Raw genomic sequence first — 17,725 nt, 5'->3', positions numbered from 1 at the left:
TGGATATCCATTGTATATCCAATGAAGAAAGTTGAACTAAATCCTGCTACCCGGATCGAGATCGAGAATATTCAGGGATTTATCATTCGAAAAGTCACCAAATTCGGGAATAGCGCAAAAGTGGACTGCCCCAAGGAATACCTGGACAGAACAGTCTACCTGGTAATACTATGAAACTCAGTGATGCACGGTTGTTCAGGACCCTCAAAACACTCGATACATTCGTCGATCGGGCACTGAAACTCCCGTTTAAAGGACCTACACTCTCTGGATTCCAGTATAACCGGGACCTCCTCAAAGCAGCGGTTGCAAATACCTATATCGAAACCGTCGGCAACAGGGCAGATTCACTCCATCTCGCCATCAAGAATGTCACGACATCACACATTGTCTGGCAGTATCGGATGACGGTCGAGCGACTGGGTACACGATTTGATCTTGCCAATAAAAACGTTGTTTTAGCCTTTGATTATACCGAAGAGGATTTTTATGGTGATGTTCAGGGGTTCTGGATACATGGATATACGGGTGAACATGGGGTTACCGGGAAGTTCAAGTTCCTCTCATGCGCCATCATTAATTCTGATATTCCCCAGAAGATTCCGCTTTTATCAGTTCCTGTACATCTTGGCCATAATATGGCAACAACAGTGACCTGGTGTCTTGCTCTGGTTGAACCACTGGTGAATTCCGTTGAACTCACGGTATTTGACCGGGGATTCTTTAGCAAAGATCTGATGCTGACTCTGACACATGCCGAGGTGCCGTATCTGATTTTCGCTCCAAAAAACGAGAAAATCAAAAAAGAGATAGAATTGCTGGATATTGGAGAGAAGAAAAAGATCCGATATGAACTCGAGGTCAATAAAGACAAGACGATGTTTCGAGGGGAGACAACAGTCGCACTTCTCAAGCAGATATTCGATAAAAAGTCTGAAAAGTCATATGATTGGGCATTTGCTACGAATCAGGAGTCTATTGATCTGGAATATGTTATTCCAACCTACAAGAAACGATGGAGAATCGAAACCGGTTTCCGGGTGCAGGATGAAGCGAGAATCTCCTCGAAATCAAAGGATCCACGAATCCGGTTCTTTTACTTCGCGTATGAACAGGTGCTCCAGTTGCTCTGGATCGTGCTGTACAAAGATGAGGTGAGTTTTAAACAGTTCTTACTGGAGATGTACGAACTCTGCGCTGCTCGATATAAAGAGCCACGATAGGTGCTCGGTTGCCATCTCCATGTCACAGTTGCATGGGGGTGTTGGTCGGTGGATCATCAGGGAGCCATCGATAGGTCGTAACTGACTGCCATTGTGCCGCGAATCGAGGGCACTGTGCCGCTCACTTATTTTCGATCGGAGATACTGATATTGTGTGTTAAAAAGCGAATCCATTTGTCTGGCTCTGTGCAGCCATCGCCGGCACTATCACCATGCTCACCAGCAGCATTGCCAGGAGCACGGAGAATACCCGCATCCCAAAGTTTTCTTTCATCTGTTTTCCCCCAGTTTCTTTCCCCGGAAGCAGGTGAAGCATACCTTCAAGAGTATAGAACACATAAATTCCCTTTGCCTCCGGGCATTCAGGGTGTGTCATCCGGGCGTCAACCGGGGATGGACCACCCCTGCACTTTTGCGGACGCCGCTCTGACGCATCCACACAAAGACCTAAACGGCGATCTATTTAGAAATTCTGTCCAATTCATTTACACGTCGGCAGGTTTTTGCCGAAAGTGGGAGGTTTGATCCCTTTCCTGGAGATGAAACCCTTATCACGGCGCCGCTGTGCAGGGTACACTACTGCCCACCATCGGCAACGGTGCAGGCAGAATCGCGCGGATGTTCATGAAAAATGAAGGAAACAATGATCCGGCCCTTCACGGAAGAAGCATCCGCATGTGTCAAGCTCTATTTTGGTCCTACATACCATGGGATACACCGTATCTCGAAGTATCTTCCCTGGTATTCATATAGTTTCAAGTGGGACAGGCACTCCGACCGGGAATACTCCTCAAGGCAGAGATTAAACGACCAGAGATGTTTTTCCGAATAATCCTGCACCTCATAAACAAGCCGTTTACCATCGCGCCATTCAGCCGTACTGGTGGACGCTGCTTCCATTCCCCGTCTGTACTCCGGATATTCCTCCAGATTCTCGTCAATGAGATGGAATACTAGGGCGTCTTCCGTGAAACTCTGGTTATATTCGATGATGAAGCAACGGAACAGGGTCTCATTTTTCGGCTTGTCGTTCCCCGGAATGCCGTTCATTTGCTGAGTAACCAGCCCGTAGATCAGGTACACGCCGAGTATCCCGATGAGTATAAGGATACCCACCACTGCAGCCTTTTTTTTATTATTATCGAACAGTTTCATCGAACAGGGTCACATCCATTTCTGCAAGTCTTTTCCAGATGGTATTCTCACATCATTCACGGAGTAACTTTGGCCACCAGAACACTGTTGAAAGATCTTTGAATCCTCCGATGCAATGAACAAGCCCCTATCGTGCATAAAAAGAGTGGGTTAAGCCCACCGGTAATCCAGGTAGGATCGGGTAATCAGATCCTGCTTGTTCGATCCGCCCCAAGCACGGTCAATAGAGACAAAGCTTACATCAGGCGTCTGTTCATAATAGCTCCAGACTTCACGTGGTTTTCGCCAGGTGCCGCCTATTTCGCGGGCCCATTCGTCGATTACAGGATTCGTGTAAGCAACATACTGATCAGTGATCGGTTGGTTTGCCTGATAATGCTCAGCAGAACCGGTTAACCTCGTAAAAGTAGTACTCGGATTATCCTGGTCATTGTATACGTATTCCGCGAACCATTGTAATGTGTCCATGTCTTCAAACGTTATGTAATATCTTCCATTAGAGATCTGGACATGATAACCATATGCATGGGGGAAAGATGACGAATCAAGTTCGATAATGCCGTCACCGCTGCTCTCCCATTGCAGTAGAGGGGTCGGCGTATGGTTATAATTGTCATAGATTGCCGGGAATAGGTAAACTGCCCCATCTGTCGTAAAGTGATCATAATTCACCACAACTTCTATAGCATCCTGACCATCATTGAGGTAATACTCTCTCTCCTGCGGGGCATAGTATTGATTGTCCTGACCTGAAAAATACCAATAATTTGGTGTTATCTGACCGATACAGTAATCATAAGTAACCCACCAGTAGGCCCGATTAAAATGAACCCATTCGTTGAACCAGATGCCATTATCCAGAGCAATTGCCGGGATGATACTATTCGCATCAGCATTCATTCCCGGTATTTCAGGAGTTTCCATTACCGGGGGAATAGTGGTAAGTTCTTCCAATACCTTCGCATCGTATTCACCGGGAGTTACTATCAAAACATTGTCTTTCAATTCCATATGTGAGTTAAGATCGGTGAGATTCTCATAGAATCTGCAGAAATGCGATGTGGGCAATGTCAGGGTATCATTTTCAGAACCGGCAAGGAGCCTTTCATACATTGTCTTTGGCATTCGTACCAGGACGACAGCATCTTCAGGATTGATATCCTTTTCAATGAACAGATTCTGAAATCCTTTGGATTCCACAAATTGTGTATTCAGATCCTGAGATGAAGCCGGAAATTCAATAATTCCAGTTTCTTTGCTCCGGCCCAATCCATCGAGAGCATTCCCGGATAAAATGAGAGTTATCATTTCAGATTCCGGCAAGGGGGTCGCAGGTTTTGCGTCCATGAAATATTCAGGTGGAATGTAATGATCGGGCACATTTGGTGCCTTACCTACATCAACAGGATTTTGTTCGTTTAATCCTTGTTCCGCTGCGCTCACCATCGATACCACTGCCATAGCTGCAAGCAGCACTGAAAGCAGGATGACGTTACGTTTCGGTGTTTTCATGGGTCTTACCTCTGTCTTTTCCTTGAGATTGTAGAGGCATAACCCAGAAACCGTGTGAAAGTGGCCGGTTCATGCCTCCGTGCATACAGGGTGCGTCATCCGGGCGTCAACCGGGGATGGGCTACCCCTGCACTTTTACAGACGCCATTTCGAAGCATCCACACAAAGACCTGAACGGCGATCTATTTAGAAATTCTGTCCAATTCATTTACACGTCGGCAGTCGCGTGATCGCGGGCAGTCTCTTCAGTGACGAGGTATGGATCTGCAGGCTCTGCTAAATATGGAGATGGAATAAAAAGGATGGCGCTTGCGAAAACGATGCACGTGATAGCAGCAGCAATAACAACAATACGGCCCGGTCTGTTCATGGTCCTAACTTTCCGGTTTTATAACCCACTCTGACTCAATCTCCTCTCCCTGAACAGATCCTTGAATCCCATCGCCTTCAGCTGCTCCTTCATCTTATCCGTCAGGTTGAGATACCAGAACACCTTCCCCTGGCCTGCACTCACCACTTCGACATATTCAACACGTTTCAGCCGTTTCAACAGCTCATCGAACCCATAATCCCTCTTCTTCTTTGGAACCAGATTCAGCTGGTAGTCATACACCTTCCGGAGCCACAGTGCCATCATGTTCACACAGAAGATCGCCCGAATCCGGTGGTTCTTCCAGTGACGGACAGGAGCAATCTTCAGATGCGTCTTCAGCGTCCTGAATATCTTCTCGACAAAATCCTTCTCCATATACTCGTTCACCACCTCTGTCGCCTTCAAAGAGGTATCAGTCGAATACAGGAGGTATTTCCCATCCAGATCAGCTGCCCTGTCAATCGCTGCCTCGTTATACTCCCATGAAATCGCACACCGTTTCCCGTTCTGAAGAACATCAACTGTGAAAAAGTCAGCATACTGCCCAAGAATGCCAGCAATACTCTCTTCAACCTCCTCCTTCGTTCGACCTTTAAGATTCTCGTTAAAAGCCTGCAATTCAGCATCCAGCTCAGCCAACATCGCATTTCTTGAATCAATTGACTCCATCCTCTTCGCATGGTTGACATACACAACTCCGGCATCCTCCCTGCCAAAAAGTGTTCCTTTTGCCCTGGTTGCATACAAGGAACTGGTGCCGGTTGATCTCACCCGGTTGGTAACCTTTGTTGGAACATCAGTCTGCAGAAGGAGAGTTTGTGCCAGGTTTGATCCTTTCTTCACGCCACAGATCAGGTTCCAGCCAAGCGCCTCAATATCCCGGACAGACTCTTCCGAAGTATTTCCCCGGTCCCAGATCAGTGTCCCCGGCTCATAGGAGAGATCCAGCAGCTGTACCAGGAGCTCCTTTACCGATGACATTGAGTTGAAATTGCCCGGCAGCACAAAGAATGAAACCGGCACTTTATCCCATTTTGAGACGAGAATACAGAGATTGATCTGTTTCTGGTTCGCCTTCTTAGAATTGTAACCCCTCTCTCCAAGCTCATCGCCGGAGCCAAAGATCAGAACCGGGGTGAGATCGTAGGCGACGATCTCTTGTGCAGCATCAGGTAACGGATGAAGTGATCGCCATTGGGTATAGAGCGAGTCACAGATGAGATGGCTGAAGTCGGTGAACCCATCAGCTGTAGAATCCTTGAAACAGACTCTGTCAAGGGATGAATAGAAGGCATGTTTGGTGAAGTACTCTTCCGGCAGTTCCATCAGATCGGGCAGAGTCGTTGTCTGGATCCATTCACCCACGTTATTTGCGCTATCGGGATTGAGTGCTTTATTGATGGCCCATGCAGTGAGGATTTTACCGGGTGATCTTCCCTCGACCTGCCCCTCTCCACAACAGATCTGATCGATAGTCTTCGGCATATTCAGGGTTGAATTGGCAATAGACCACATGAGCTGGACATCGCCTGCCCGTTTTGAATGTTCAGGATACAGTGGTGTCTCGATATGAGTTGACTTCTTTGGGAGTGGCACGCCTCGTTCATCTCCTTCTTTTCCGAGGTATTTGATGAACCGGGTCTTGGACTTTCCCTCCTCCCTGTATGACTCATAGAGTGCGAGGTATACGGCATCCTTCTTCTTAATCCGTTTGACGTGCATGCAAGTTATAATTATAACCCACAACATGATAAAGATTTCTGTCATTATTGAAGAGAGATCGGGAAAATGAGTTGATTGTGAAGCGGGATGTTGAAGGGGTTGATAGCGTTGAAGTTAGAAACTCACAAAGTCAGGTCATGGTATCACCTCAGTAACCAACCAATAGACACAAGATATCATGTTAATTATCTCCAAATAAGGTAAATGAGTATCATCACTGGATTTAAGGATCTTCTCATGGAGAGGATCTAAACCGGTAATAGAACTCGTTCAATCAACTAATATATATCCTATGTGAGTAATGGAATTCCAATTCTCCCATTTGACACTCTCTTCATTTACTGGACCCGGGTCAAATATGTATAAGTAATGACTTCCATCAGAATTGTAAGCCCATCCAGCACACACCCTTACATGACCTGGAATTGATGACGTTAGCGGATCGTTATATGTCTGAATATGATTATAGGCTGTGTCCCAAGTAATCATATAGTTATTATAATAATTAGTGAGATATCGACCAAGATGATCGGGCGGTGAACTATCATATCCATAATAATGAAGTTGATTACTCCATTTCACACCGGTTGGCGAGGGTGGTATTGAATCATTCCATGCTTCCATTTCATCGGCGATATGATTCATATCATGAGCCACGTTGAACCACTGTGCGATCATTTTTCCAGATGCAACGGCGCACCACCAATTATTTGGTTGAGAAACCAAATTATTATTATTCCAGATCTTTTTATAGTCAATTATGCCTTTTGAGAGACCGAAATTTTTGGAATTACAGGCTGGGACATAACTCCTCAAAAGTACTATATTGTATAAAGGGCTAATATATATGCAGGAATCTCTGAACAGAGATTCCAGCGGTGTTATTATGGTTCAGAAAGAGGGGTTCAAACCATACCATCAGGGACAGACCTTTCTGCTCCCTCTCTCTGTTGAAGAATTTGTTCCGGCACATCACAGTGCCCGGATCATCAGTGCTGTTGTCGACAAAATGGATCTCACCGTTCTTTACAACACATATAACGCAACCGTTGGTCAGAATGCTTTTGATCCTCGAATGATCGTCAAAGTTCTCTTTTATGCTACATTCCAGGGTGTATTCAGCAGCAGAGAGATAGAAAACAAACTGCACACCGACACCGCCTACATGTATCTTGCCGCGATGCAGAAACCAACCTATCGAACGATCAGCCGTTTCCGAACCCGATTCTTTGATGAACTTGTCCCGCTCTTTGAACAGATTATCTCGATCTGCAAAGATCTCGGTTTAATCGGTCTGAACCATATCGCCTTTGATGGCTCAAAAATCAAAGCAAACGCTTCTTCAAAGAAATCTGTGACACAGGAACAACTCCGACGCAGGATCAAAAAGCTCCTTGGCAAAGCGAAAAGGACAGATAACGAAGAGGATGAGCTATTTGGAACCGGGTCCCCATTCACCATTCCAGAGGAATGTGCAGATGACCCTGATCTGATGAAGAAGATCGAGGAACTTGCATCCGCATACAACTATCTTGTTGCATCCGGTGAAAAACGCATCAATCTCACCGATGAGGATGCACATCTCATGAAAAACAAACAGTCCTGTCTTGCAGCATATAATATGCAGACAGCAGTGGATGATATGGCCAATATCATCGTTGCCGTCGATGTCACAACCGAAGAAACCGATTATCACCAACTCATTCCAATGGTCGAACAGGTTATGAATAATACATCCAGTGCACCGGCTGTCATCAGTGCCGACCCCGGTTATGCCACATTTGAGAACTATGCATTTCTGAAAGACAATGGATTATTTAGCTTGATTCCTGATTCCATGCATTTTATTGAGACTCACGGGAGACCGAAATATTATCCGAAGTCGCGGTTCAGGTATGACCTTGAAAACGACTGGTATACCTGTCCTGCCGGAAGGAGAATGCATTTTGTCCGGATTCAGAAGGATAGCAAAAGCCAACCATTACGGCTGTATCGTGGTAATTGCGCCTGGTGTCCACTCCATCTGAGTTGTACAAAAGCATCTAAGCGTTCAATCACACGACATCCCCAGGAGATGCTGAAAGACGAGATGAGAGCGCGGTTGGCAACACCTGACGGGAAGAAGGAGTATGCAAAACGACTCACTGTGGCTGAAGCACCGTTTGGAAATATGAAGGTAAATAAACGCTGGATTCAGGTGAGCCACAGGGGTAAGAAGAAGGTGACAGGTGAGTGCATTCTTCATGCAATTGGACACAATCTTGGTGTCATCTGCAAACGTGTGCCGGTTCAAAAGGTGCAAAACCTTGGCTCAGTCAATGGTTTGAGGCTACCGTCTCGGCAATACTCGAATGAGGGATCGTTTTCGTCATTTTTTACCGATGAACGATGTATCTGGGTTTCCCCCTGTGATGAATGGAACCAATATGAGCGTTGGGGGATCAAATGTGGTGATCCGGGATGGATTGTTGGGGTCATGTGCTCATGACAAAAAATGGGGATTTTGTCCCAGCCTGGATTTTGTCCCAGCCTGCGATCCTCTCCCTTCACCCCCGCAATTCTGTAATCGCCACCGGCGGGAGTGTCGTCTGGAGCAGAGCGATGATGGAGCACCTGAAATCACTTGGGGTCATTGTGTACCTGGAGATCTCCTTTTCAGAGATGGAGAAGAGGATCAGAAACATCACCACACGGGGAATCGTCCTCATGCCAAACCAGACCCTCCGGGGAATGTTTGACAGCCGGGTTCCGCTTTATGAGCAGTATGCCGATTACACAATACCGTGTTCCGGTGAGGACCCTGAATCTGTTGTAAGTAGCATCATCACAATCAGCAGACAGGAGTAGAGTTGTTTTCGCCGATTCCTTTTGATCCCCCCTTTATATAGGTGCGCCGATCCAAATTGATCCCCCTTTTTGCCAAAAACCGCCACTTCCCTTTAAATAGGGTATGAGGTGGCACAAAGGGTGAAAGAAATGGTAGAAATCAAAGAGATCCTCGACTGTTATGAGAAATATGGGAGTATCAAAAAGACCGCACAACGCCTTGATGTGTCCATCAATACCGTGAGACGCTATCTTCGCCAGATGAAACAGATGGAGAATGGAGAACTCCCTGACTTTCTCACAGCCAATCCTGTGGTAATCCAACCTTCCCGCGTCCTCACCGATGAGGTAAAAGAGAAGATCCATGGATACCTCGAATCGAGTGAGTGTAATCGTGGGAAACAACGTATCACTGCAAAACGCATCCATCAGCTCCTCACAACGCGAGATGGTTACTCGATCGGCTATACTACCGTCAAAGATGAGGTCCGTCGCTGGAAAAGAGAACACTCGTTCCGTGAGACATTCATTGAACAGGAACCTCCCGTAGGATGGCGTGGCGAATTCGACTTTGCAGACGTTGTGCTGTGTATTGGGCGTGAAGAGTGCACATTCTCCTGTGGAGGAATGGTCTTACCCTCCTCTCTGTATCGATTTGGCCGTTTATTCCGGCATTCAGGACATCTGGAAGTAGTCCAGACCCATATCGACTTTTTCAATGAAATTGGAGCCGTTCCAGAGACTATCTTCTATGATCGGCTCGGTGTCGTCTATAATTCCCGGTTGAAACGGCTGAATGACAATTTCCTTCGTTTTGCAGTACATTATGGGTTTACACCTCATGTATGCAATGCTGCCTCACCTCAGGAAAAGGGCACAGATGAAGAGACTGTTGGCTATATCCGGAGATATGCATTCGGTGAACGTGACTCATTTGACACGTTCCAGGAGGCGTGCCAGTGGTTCTCCACCTGTATTGACGAGATAAACCATCTTCCGGCATACCGCCGTGACCTGACACCGGCTGAGGGGCTGGAGGTTGAACGTACACACATGAAACCCCTTCCTTCACTTGAATATACAAACTGTCACACCAGAAGAGCCACCCTGAACAAATATTCCATGGTTCGATACGAGAACACCTCCTATTCCGTTCCGACAACCTATCGTGGCAGGACAATCACCATGCAGGCGTATGTCGATACTATTCGCCTGATCGATGGTGAACAGGTCATTGCTACTCATCCCCGCCGTTCAAACAGCCCGGAGCCGGTCTCGGATATCCGTCATTACATCAAGACGTTCCACCGAAAACCAAGAGCGCTTGCCAATTCAAAAGTCTTCAACCAATGTGATCCACGACTCAAGCATCTCTTCACCCATCAGTGTCGAGGTGATCCAAAAGAGTTCCTCCCCATCCTTGATCTGGTCAATGACACTTCAGAAGAGGCGTTCTGTGGAGTTCTGGATCTGCTGAGTGAAGAGAATATGCCCATCACCTATGATACACTCAGATTCTTCCTCTTCCAGAATCAAGTCCAGATGATTGAACCTTTTGATTTTCAGGATGCCTTCTCTGTACCCAAACCAGATCTGGATACCTATGACGACCTCCTCAGGAGGCGGAGAGAATGAGTCTCGATTTCCTCTGCAAAGAGCTCCGTATTGGTGGCGTTCATTCGTATATCCTGGAGAATTATCCTGACAGACCTGATATTGAGGAGATATTTATCTCGGCACTCGAGGCTGAACAGGAGAAACGAAAGGTGAATCGCCAGATGCGTGCTCTGAGGCAGGCAGGATTTCCAACGATGAAGAGATTTGAGGATCTGGTTGGAGAGCACCTTCCCGAGGATGGGAAACATGCGGTGCCTGGATTGAGGAATCTTGGTTTCATCCCCGAGAGAAGGAACGTGATCCTCATTGGAAATGCCGGGACTGGCAAGACGCATATGGCGATCAGTACAGGTGTTCTGGCCTGTGAAGCCGGGTATCGTGTGCTCTTTCGGACCGCTGCAGGACTGATCAACGAGATGATCGAGGCACGGCATGAGAACCGGTTGACACTCTATCTCCGCCAGTTCAAGAAGATTGATCTGCTGATTCTGGATGAACTTGGGTATGTGAGTTTTGATCTTGCTGCTGCAGAACTGTTGTTTCAGCTGCTTGCAACTCGATATGAAACGATGTCAACGATCATCACCTCGAATCTCAGTTTTTCCGAGTGGGTGAAAGTGTTTCATGATCCGGCACTGACCGGTGCGATTCTGGATCGGATCACCCAGAACGCGATTATCCTGAACATGAACGGGAAGAGTTACCGAAGAGAGAAGAAAGCATAATCATTAAATATGATTATCCAAGAGTGAGTATTTAAAGGGGGGATCAGTTCGGATCGGCGTTAGGGGATCAATTTGGATCGGCCAATACATAGAGTAACCGGTGAAAGAGAGAGGATGGGGAAGAATAACGCGAAATTGCGATCATATTCTGGAGATTAGAATCAGAAGATCAGAATTCCGCAAGATAACCCGCTACTCAAAGTCGATTTCTGCCACCAGAACCCACTCCCCCTCCTGTTCATCTAAGCGGACCGTTAGCATATCCCCTTCATGAACGCCATAATCCGAATACGGCTCATTTAGGAGCGTTCCCTGAAACGACATGCCATCTTCTGACTGGCTATTCAGGCGAACCCACACAAGTTCGGGTTGGATGACCTTGTCGGTGGTGAAAAGCAGAACCGTTACATCATCAAAATATACGGGGGCACGGAACCTGTCGATATCCACTCTCTTTCTCAATGTGTGCAGCATCTCTGGCTCATAATAGAGCATCCATCTCTGTTCCTCATCAATCGGGAGGGCCAGTAATTCCTGACCAGATAACAGCGTATATGACCCCACGTCATCAGATATGATTATCAGGCCCTCGCCATGATCTTCAAAATGTTGAATGATCTCCGGCAGAGCATCAGGACGGGTCCGGCACAATGAATGGATACGGAAGTTGATCCCCTCCTCATGATCTACATAGAAATAGCCGATGCAGCTGTCAGCATCCGGCTGCAGCAGCCCCTTTCCTGAGAGAAGGTCGGAGATAGCGTTATTAATCTCCGCCACCGCCCACCTGTTGACTATCTCCCGATCTGTCGTGCGTGAATGTGTCGTGTTCATGGTACATGCTCTTCATCCACAGAGGTAAAGCGGTTTCGAATTGTTCAGGTAATGGTATTGATTCCTGGATTATGACAATAAGATCCATCTGGGGTGAGTCACGATTGTGAGAGATGACCCAACAGATGCATCACCGGGTGCACTACCACATGCTCCGGAATCATTTAGGCAGATAATTATTCCTGGAAGACGATGATATGCAGACAGTACAAGGCATCGGATCATCGGCAACCAATGAACCGTAAACGCAGAACAGACAGGGGGTAGAGTGAGTGAATGTCCGGAACCAGATAATTATCATCATCCTCGTAATAGCAGCTCTGGTTGCAGTGCTTGGTTTTGCCACCCATACGCTCATTCTCAATGATTTTGCCGATCTTGAGGAGAATCAACTTGAAGACACGATGGAGAGAACCATCAGGTCAATTGAGAGGGAGCAACAGTTCCTCTCAACAAGTGTTTTGGACTGGTCAGACTGGGATGACACGTACTTGTTTGTGCAGGGGATGGATCCTGAGTATGAGCAGAAGAACCTTGATGAATCGGTATTTCAATATTTCAACCTCAATGCAATGATCTTCACCGGACCAGATGGAGATATCATATATGCGCGTGGATTCGATCCGGATGTCGGTGAGGAGAGAGATGTTCCCCCGCAACTCTACACACTCCATAACTCCCTTCTCCTATCTGGCGCCGAAGAGCTCTCCGGGATTGTTGAGACCGAAGACGGGCTGATGCTCGTTGCAATACGGCCGATCCGGATGAGCTGGGGAGAGGGTCCTGTCATGGGCACCCTCCTCTTTGGACGTGCGATGGATGAAGGATGGATCGAAGAACTCTCGGATCTCACCGGCATTCCTATCCGGATCACCAATATTCCGGACGAGCCCCTGCCAACAGATGAACCATATCTTAAAATCTCAAAGGAGCCGGATACGATCACCGGATCAACAATAGTATCCGATATTTTCGGAGAGCCGGTGATGTCGCTCTCGATAACCCAGGAGCGAACAATATACAGGAAGGGGATTCTCGCCTACGAGTCGGGAATGGTAGCAATTCTGGTCTTTTTGGGCATCTCCGCCTTGCTCTTCTACCTGCTCATCAACCATTTCTTCCTCAGGAGAATTACCCGCCTGAACCGGGAGGTGCAGGATATCACCGGCAGCCTTTCCACCACCGCATCAGTTGGAGTCGACGGTGATGATGAGGTAGCAGAGCTCGCAGCCTCGATAAACAGTATGCTCGAGTTCATAGAGAAAGATCAGCAGGTTATCCGTGAAAGCGAGGAGAAGTACCGCCTTATCGCCGAGAATACCGCTGATATCATCTATATCTGCGATATGGACCTCAATCTCACTTATACCAGCCCTTCGGTGATGAAGATAAAAGGATTCACCGTTTTGGAGGCGCTTGCGATGCCGGTTGAGGAGAGGATTACTCCCGCCTCCCTTAAAGAAATCATGGCACTCTTTGCTGAAGAGAGGGAAAAAGAAGCTTCAGGTTCTGCTGATCCGAACAGAACCATCACATTTGAGAGCGAAGAGTACTGCAGGAATGGATCCACCATACTTGTTGAGAACTCTGTCCGGTTTCTGAGGAATACAAAAGGTGAACCGGTTGGCATTCTGGGAATCAGCCACGATATTACCGAGCGGAAAAGAGGAGAGGAGGCTTTGACCCTCACAAACGCAAAACTCCAGCTCCTCTCCTCCATCACCCGCCATGATATCCTGAACAAGTTGATGGTTGTGAAGGGATACCTCGGGCTGGTAGAGGAGGAACATGATGAGGCGAGGCAGGCAGAGTACCTGAAACAGGCACGAAAAGCGACTGATGATATTCAAAGACAGATCGAGTTCACACGCGAGTATGAGCAGCTCGGGATACAAAGTCCGGCATGGAAGACCATCAGCAGCCTGATAGAATCGATCGATGACACAAAACTCCCGATCGCCTGTGATTGTGACCGGATATCGATCTATGCAGACCCGATGATCGAGAGGGCGTTCTTCAACCTCTATGAGAACACCCTCCGCCATGCAGAAGGGGCAACCCGTGTGCAGATTTCATGTGAAGAGACAGAAGGGGGGCTTATGATCACCTGGGAAGATGACGGCCCCGGCATCCCGGATCATGAGAAGAAGATCATCTTCGAACGCGGATATGGCAAAAACACCGGTTTTGGATTATTCCTTGTCCGCGAGATCCTTGAGATCACCGGGATTTCCATACGCGAGGACGGAATTGTCGGGGAAGGCGCCCGGTTCAGGATGCTTGTTCCAGAAGGCAGGTACCGGATCGGATAGAGCCGGAGTGAGGCACTCATCACAGGCTACCGGCCAGCTCTTCTACATCGGGAGAGCAGAAACCGGCATCCCACTACCCCAAAGCCTTTATATATAGATACATAACTTTTTTGGAGGGATCCGCAGGTCTTCACGCGCCATATAATACCGGATGAGTTCAGGATCAAAGATCCAGCAGACTTTTCCATCGGCATCAAGGGCGATCTTGTTTGATTCAATCAGGTACTCAATAGCGGTTTTGAATGTCTGGTACATCATTTTCCGTGGGAGAGATGACCAGAGAGCTCGCCGCCGGAACTCCCCGCTATGCTCCTGAACAAACTCCTCGATCATCCGGATTGTATCAAGAGTAGGAGAGTGTGCCGAGGTACTGGCAGCTGACATACAGAATGGTGTGTCATATAACTATATATAACCAAAGCTTACCAAGGCCTGAATCAGGAGTCGCCCTTCCCACCACCTAATCCCCGGATTCCTCACGCTCAAGCTCCTGAAGAAATGCGACAAGGAATGCATGCCTCTCTTCGGCCATCTCACGGGCAGTCTCTGTATACATCCGGTCCTTCAGCTTCAGCAGCTTCAGATGGAAATGAGCGACAGCACCGGGAATGCCACTTTTCTCCTCCCCTGCCTGCATGAAGGTCCGGGCGATGCCGACTGCACCCATCGCATCAAGCTTGTCGGCATCTGAAAGGATCTCTGCCTCGGGGGTTTCCGGCGCAATCCCTGAACTGTACCGGTGGGTACGGATCGCATGGCAGATTGAATGGATCATGTCACCGGGATACTGAATTGACCGGAGATACGCTTCTGCCATCTCCGCCCCCTGCTCTTCATGGGGGATACCATTCTCCTCCTCAAGGGGGCGGGCGATATCATGGAAGAGGGCGGCCGGGATCAGAATCGCCATATCCGCACCCTCCCGGATGCCGATACTCCGGCAGAGACTGGTGACCCGTGCGGTATGATCGAAGCCGTGGGAGCCGGATGCCTGAAGAAACGTCCTGACATGACCTACGATTCCGTCAATCCCACCATCCATGGAATAAAGTTCAATGTATTGCATGAAAAGGATCTCCTTTTGATCACAAGATACAAAAGAGGGGGATTAGGGATTCTTTCTCCTGCGATCAGACAGTCACCGAGTGTTCAAATGGATCTATCTGCTCAATTCTCTCTCAATCACCCGGACAGCACTCGCCTTGATGGTGGCAATCACATCCATACCGGGTGACAGATCAAGATCTTCTGCCGAGCGGCTCGTGACGAGGGCAATGATTGGGAAGCCGACATTGAGATGCACCTGGGTAAGGGGACCGCCAAGAGGGATCACGGCGGTGATTGTTCCCTTGAACCGGTTTTGCGCCGAGCTTGCATGGCTATCACCAACATGGAGCCACACATCAGCTGCCCGGAAGGCAATCTCGACAGAACTGCCAGGAGAGACATTTGAAACGGCACTAACCTTTACTCCTGCGATCTCAATTGAGGCAAGACTCGAGGTTCCGGCTCCCACAACACCAGAGAGAATATTCTCCATACCAATAAAACGGGCAACAGCCGTACTCTTTGGTGTTTCAAATACGGAATCAACCGATCCCTCCTGTACGCGGATACCATCGATGATCACCGCACAACGGGTTGCCATACGAAGGATCTCTTCCCTTGCGTGTGTCACCTGGACAATCGTGAGATGCTCTTCCCGGTGGATCCTGAGAAGATCTGCAATAATCTGTTCGCGGGTGATTGGATCAAGTGCGGCGAACGGTTCGTCAAGGAGGAGAATTTCTGGATCAGAGGCAAGAGCACGTGCAATCGCCACACGTTGCTGCTCTCCTCCACTCAGGGTTCCCGGATACCGGTTTCTCAGATGAGAGATCCCAAACTGCATGAGAAGCTCATCCACCCGGCGATCAATCTCATCACGGGAACGTTTCTGCATCTTCATGCCAAACCCGATATTCTTCTCAACCACCATATGAGGGAAGAGCGAGTAATCCTGGTATACAAGAGAAATCCGGCGTTTCTCCGGGGGTATCAACGTTGTATTGGAGCCATTTATGAGCACCTCTCCTTTATCAGGGAGATGAAGGCCCGCAATCGCCTCCAGGATAACGGTCTTTCCGGCACCGGATGGACCGATGATAAAATAATAATCTCCCCTGTTGATTTTGATACTCACATCACGGAGTGCAAAATCTCCAAGTGCAAGGGATAAATGCCTAAACTCGATCATCGTGCCTCCCGATAAAGCGTGACAGGTACCGAAGTAACAAAAAGACCGCAAAGCATGCGATTATCATAATAAACGCAATGGTGCTGCTCTCTTTGAGACCCCCTGTTGTGAAGCGGTAATAGAGCAGCGTTGAGATCACCATCGGATAATAGGCGATCATGATGATGGCTGCAAATTCCCCAATCGCCCGTCCCCAGGAAAATATTGCACCATTATAGATATATCGTGCAGAGAGCGGCAGTACAACATGCAGGAATGCTGAAAACCTGGATGCGCCAAGGGTCCTTGCGACATTCTCAAGATGCACCGGGACCTTCTCAAAACCTTCCCGTGCCGAATTGATGAAATAAGGTGAAGAGACAAAGAGCATCGCAACAACAATCCCGGGATAGGCATCCTCGAATGAAAACCCAATATTAGAGAGAGGTCCCCCGATCAATCCCCGTTTCATAAAGAGGATATACACAAGAATTCCTGCAACCGTGTGGGGAAGCATCAGAGGGATATCAACAATCGTCTCGACAAATCTCTTTCCCCGGAAATCTGTCCTGGCAAGCACATAGGCAAGCGGGATACCAAGAAACACCAGAATCACTATGGCGTTTGCACCTGCTACCATGGTGAGTATGATCGAGTCAATCACCTTTGAATCGGCTGCCACCTGCAGCAGGTGGGGAATATCCGAGAGTTCCCGAACCGTCATATTCAGGAGGGCAAGCAATGTAAGCGAAAGAATGAGACCGCCGAGGAGGGAGAAGGAGATGAGGCAGCGATCACGGAGAACTGGGATTTGAGCCATATTATATCGAAGAAAGAAAGAGGTCAGAAGGAGGCTGTGAGACCCCTTGCTTCTGCCGGAATAATCGTGGATGATCCCATCTCATCTGATCCTGAAAAACCGCTGAAGAAGAGAGCAGCGTAGACAAGCAACAGGGTGATGATAATTATCTGTTTCTGTTTCATACCAGTGAAAGTGATGACAGTAGATATGAATATTTTCCTTTTTAATTAGAATGTCAATTTGATTTATTGAATCAGGTTGACAATGATCGAATAAATATGATGTAGGCCTGAAAAAGGCGTACAGACCTTTTACATGTGTATATATGTAATGATTTCAGGGCGGAGATACATAAGAGCTCCCATCTTATAATAAAGACACATCGTTTTAAGTCAATTAAATTTAGTTG

18 protein-coding genes are annotated in these 17,725 nt (G+C 47.8%); 7 read left to right on the top strand and 11 right to left on the bottom strand.

Going from position 1 to position 17,725, the window contains the following annotated elements; translation table 11 throughout:
- Nucleotides 1-21 precede the first annotated feature (21 nt).
- Nucleotides 22-174: a DUF2080 family transposase-associated protein gene (locus tag ACZ44I_RS04410; RefSeq protein WP_464548398.1), complete on the top strand. Its 153-nt coding sequence runs from the start codon at nucleotides 22-24 to the stop codon at nucleotides 172-174.
- Nucleotides 171-1,223 (top strand): transposase, encoded by a 1,053-nt coding sequence (locus tag ACZ44I_RS04405; RefSeq protein ID WP_464576426.1) that lies wholly within the window; start codon nucleotides 171-173, stop codon nucleotides 1,221-1,223. Before ACZ44I_RS04410 ends, ACZ44I_RS04405 begins: the two co-directional genes overlap by 4 nt.
- 687 nt (nucleotides 1,224-1,910) lie before the next feature.
- Here ACZ44I_RS04405 and ACZ44I_RS04400 read toward each other — a convergent pair.
- The 5 genes from ACZ44I_RS04400 to ACZ44I_RS04380 all read right to left on the bottom strand — a co-directional run bounded on the left by ACZ44I_RS04400 (nucleotide 1,911) and on the right by ACZ44I_RS04380 (nucleotide 6,801).
- Nucleotides 1,911-2,378, bottom strand: a complete 468-nt coding sequence (locus ACZ44I_RS04400; RefSeq protein WP_464548402.1) for a hypothetical protein — start codon at nucleotides 2,376-2,378, stop codon at nucleotides 1,911-1,913.
- Nucleotides 2,379-2,528: 150 nt separating this feature from the next.
- Nucleotides 2,529-3,890, bottom strand: a complete 1,362-nt coding sequence (locus tag ACZ44I_RS04395; protein WP_464548404.1) for a hypothetical protein — start codon at nucleotides 3,888-3,890, stop codon at nucleotides 2,529-2,531.
- A 208-nt stretch (nucleotides 3,891-4,098) separates the two neighbouring features.
- Complete coding sequence (locus ACZ44I_RS04390; RefSeq protein ID WP_464548406.1) at nucleotides 4,099-4,260, bottom strand: hypothetical protein; 162 nt, start codon at nucleotides 4,258-4,260, stop codon at nucleotides 4,099-4,101.
- Between the two features lie 18 nt (nucleotides 4,261-4,278).
- The gene (locus ACZ44I_RS04385; RefSeq protein ID WP_464548407.1) at nucleotides 4,279-5,985 is read right to left on the bottom strand and encodes an IS1634 family transposase; all 1,707 of its coding nucleotides are present in this window, start codon (nucleotides 5,983-5,985) and stop codon (nucleotides 4,279-4,281) included.
- Between the two features lie 270 nt (nucleotides 5,986-6,255).
- On the bottom strand, nucleotides 6,256-6,801 hold the full coding sequence (locus tag ACZ44I_RS04380) for a C39 family peptidase (protein WP_464548408.1): 546 nt from the start codon (nucleotides 6,799-6,801) through the stop codon (nucleotides 6,256-6,258).
- 70 nt (nucleotides 6,802-6,871) lie between these two features.
- On the opposite strand from ACZ44I_RS04380, the gene ACZ44I_RS04375 reads away from it, so the two are divergent.
- From ACZ44I_RS04375 to istB, 4 genes are all read left to right on the top strand, one after another.
- A complete protein-coding gene (locus tag ACZ44I_RS04375) occupies nucleotides 6,872-8,473 on the top strand; it encodes an IS1182 family transposase (RefSeq protein ID WP_464548410.1) in 1,602 nt (533 codons plus the stop codon).
- The gene (locus ACZ44I_RS04370) at nucleotides 8,470-8,832 is read left to right on the top strand and encodes a shikimate kinase (protein ID WP_464548412.1); all 363 of its coding nucleotides are present in this window, start codon (nucleotides 8,470-8,472) and stop codon (nucleotides 8,830-8,832) included. The genes ACZ44I_RS04375 and ACZ44I_RS04370 overlap by 4 nt, the downstream gene beginning before the upstream one ends.
- A gap of 129 nt (nucleotides 8,833-8,961) precedes the next feature.
- Nucleotides 8,962-10,446: an IS21 family transposase gene (istA, locus tag ACZ44I_RS04365; RefSeq protein ID WP_464576593.1), complete on the top strand. Its 1,485-nt coding sequence runs from the start codon at nucleotides 8,962-8,964 to the stop codon at nucleotides 10,444-10,446.
- Complete coding sequence (istB, locus tag ACZ44I_RS04360; protein ID WP_464548242.1) at nucleotides 10,443-11,153, top strand: IS21-like element helper ATPase IstB; 711 nt, start codon at nucleotides 10,443-10,445, stop codon at nucleotides 11,151-11,153. Before istA ends, istB begins: the two co-directional genes overlap by 4 nt.
- A 192-nt stretch (nucleotides 11,154-11,345) precedes the next feature.
- Here istB and ACZ44I_RS04355 read toward each other — a convergent pair whose 3' ends face one another.
- Nucleotides 11,346-11,987: a hypothetical protein gene (locus ACZ44I_RS04355; protein WP_464548416.1), complete on the bottom strand. Its 642-nt coding sequence runs from the start codon at nucleotides 11,985-11,987 to the stop codon at nucleotides 11,346-11,348.
- Between the two features lie 272 nt (nucleotides 11,988-12,259).
- On the opposite strand from ACZ44I_RS04355, the gene ACZ44I_RS04350 reads away from it, so the two are divergent.
- Nucleotides 12,260-14,299, top strand: a complete 2,040-nt coding sequence (locus ACZ44I_RS04350; protein WP_464548417.1) for a sensor histidine kinase — start codon at nucleotides 12,260-12,262, stop codon at nucleotides 14,297-14,299.
- A gap of 87 nt (nucleotides 14,300-14,386) precedes the next feature.
- On the opposite strand, the gene ACZ44I_RS04345 is transcribed toward ACZ44I_RS04350, so the two are convergent.
- The 5 genes from ACZ44I_RS04345 to ACZ44I_RS04325 all read right to left on the bottom strand — a co-directional run bounded on the left by ACZ44I_RS04345 (nucleotide 14,387) and on the right by ACZ44I_RS04325 (nucleotide 17,498).
- Entirely contained in the window at nucleotides 14,387-14,683 is a 297-nt protein-coding gene (locus tag ACZ44I_RS04345) for a hypothetical protein (RefSeq protein ID WP_464548419.1), read from the bottom strand.
- A gap of 76 nt (nucleotides 14,684-14,759) precedes the next feature.
- Nucleotides 14,760-15,365, bottom strand: coding sequence for an HD domain-containing protein (locus ACZ44I_RS04340; RefSeq protein WP_464548420.1), 606 nt, complete (start codon nucleotides 15,363-15,365; stop codon nucleotides 14,760-14,762).
- A 93-nt stretch (nucleotides 15,366-15,458) separates the two neighbouring features.
- Complete coding sequence (locus tag ACZ44I_RS04335) at nucleotides 15,459-16,535, bottom strand: ABC transporter ATP-binding protein (protein ID WP_464548422.1); 1,077 nt, start codon at nucleotides 16,533-16,535, stop codon at nucleotides 15,459-15,461.
- A complete protein-coding gene (locus tag ACZ44I_RS04330) occupies nucleotides 16,522-17,334 on the bottom strand; it encodes an ABC transporter permease (protein ID WP_464548424.1) in 813 nt (270 codons plus the stop codon). Before ACZ44I_RS04330 ends, ACZ44I_RS04335 begins: the two co-directional genes overlap by 14 nt.
- A gap of 23 nt (nucleotides 17,335-17,357) precedes the next feature.
- A complete protein-coding gene (locus tag ACZ44I_RS04325; protein WP_464548426.1) occupies nucleotides 17,358-17,498 on the bottom strand; it encodes a hypothetical protein in 141 nt (46 codons plus the stop codon).
- Nucleotides 17,499-17,725 lie beyond the last annotated feature (227 nt).

Source organism: Methanocalculus pumilus, assembly GCF_055382585.1.
This window is presented reverse-complemented; position numbering and strand designations above follow the sequence as displayed.

Excerpts from the sequence above, each read along its gene's own strand:
- ACZ44I_RS04410 (WP_464548398.1), top strand. The coding sequence starts at position 22 with ATGAAGAAAGTTGAACTAAATCCTGCTACCCGGATCGAGATCGAGAAT.
- ACZ44I_RS04405 (WP_464576426.1), top strand. The coding sequence starts at position 171 with ATGAAACTCAGTGATGCACGGTTGTTCAGGACCCTCAAAACACTCGAT.
- ACZ44I_RS04400 (WP_464548402.1), bottom strand. The coding sequence starts at position 2,378 with ATGAAACTGTTCGATAATAATAAAAAAAAGGCTGCAGTGGTGGGTATC.
- ACZ44I_RS04395 (WP_464548404.1), bottom strand. The coding sequence starts at position 3,890 with ATGAAAACACCGAAACGTAACGTCATCCTGCTTTCAGTGCTGCTTGCA.
- ACZ44I_RS04390 (WP_464548406.1), bottom strand. The coding sequence starts at position 4,260 with ATGAACAGACCGGGCCGTATTGTTGTTATTGCTGCTGCTATCACGTGC.
- ACZ44I_RS04385 (WP_464548407.1), bottom strand. The coding sequence starts at position 5,985 with ATGCACGTCAAACGGATTAAGAAGAAGGATGCCGTATACCTCGCACTC.
- ACZ44I_RS04375 (WP_464548410.1), top strand. The coding sequence starts at position 6,872 with ATGGTTCAGAAAGAGGGGTTCAAACCATACCATCAGGGACAGACCTTT.
- ACZ44I_RS04370 (WP_464548412.1), top strand. The coding sequence starts at position 8,470 with ATGACAAAAAATGGGGATTTTGTCCCAGCCTGGATTTTGTCCCAGCCT.
- istA (WP_464576593.1), top strand. The coding sequence starts at position 8,962 with ATGGTAGAAATCAAAGAGATCCTCGACTGTTATGAGAAATATGGGAGT.
- istB (WP_464548242.1), top strand. The coding sequence starts at position 10,443 with ATGAGTCTCGATTTCCTCTGCAAAGAGCTCCGTATTGGTGGCGTTCAT.
- ACZ44I_RS04355 (WP_464548416.1), bottom strand. The coding sequence starts at position 11,987 with ATGAACACGACACATTCACGCACGACAGATCGGGAGATAGTCAACAGG.
- ACZ44I_RS04345 (WP_464548419.1), bottom strand. The coding sequence starts at position 14,683 with ATGTCAGCTGCCAGTACCTCGGCACACTCTCCTACTCTTGATACAATC.
- ACZ44I_RS04340 (WP_464548420.1), bottom strand. The coding sequence starts at position 15,365 with ATGCAATACATTGAACTTTATTCCATGGATGGTGGGATTGACGGAATC.
- ACZ44I_RS04335 (WP_464548422.1), bottom strand. The coding sequence starts at position 16,535 with ATGATCGAGTTTAGGCATTTATCCCTTGCACTTGGAGATTTTGCACTC.
- ACZ44I_RS04330 (WP_464548424.1), bottom strand. The coding sequence starts at position 17,334 with ATGGCTCAAATCCCAGTTCTCCGTGATCGCTGCCTCATCTCCTTCTCC.
- ACZ44I_RS04325 (WP_464548426.1), bottom strand. The coding sequence starts at position 17,498 with ATGAAACAGAAACAGATAATTATCATCACCCTGTTGCTTGTCTACGCT.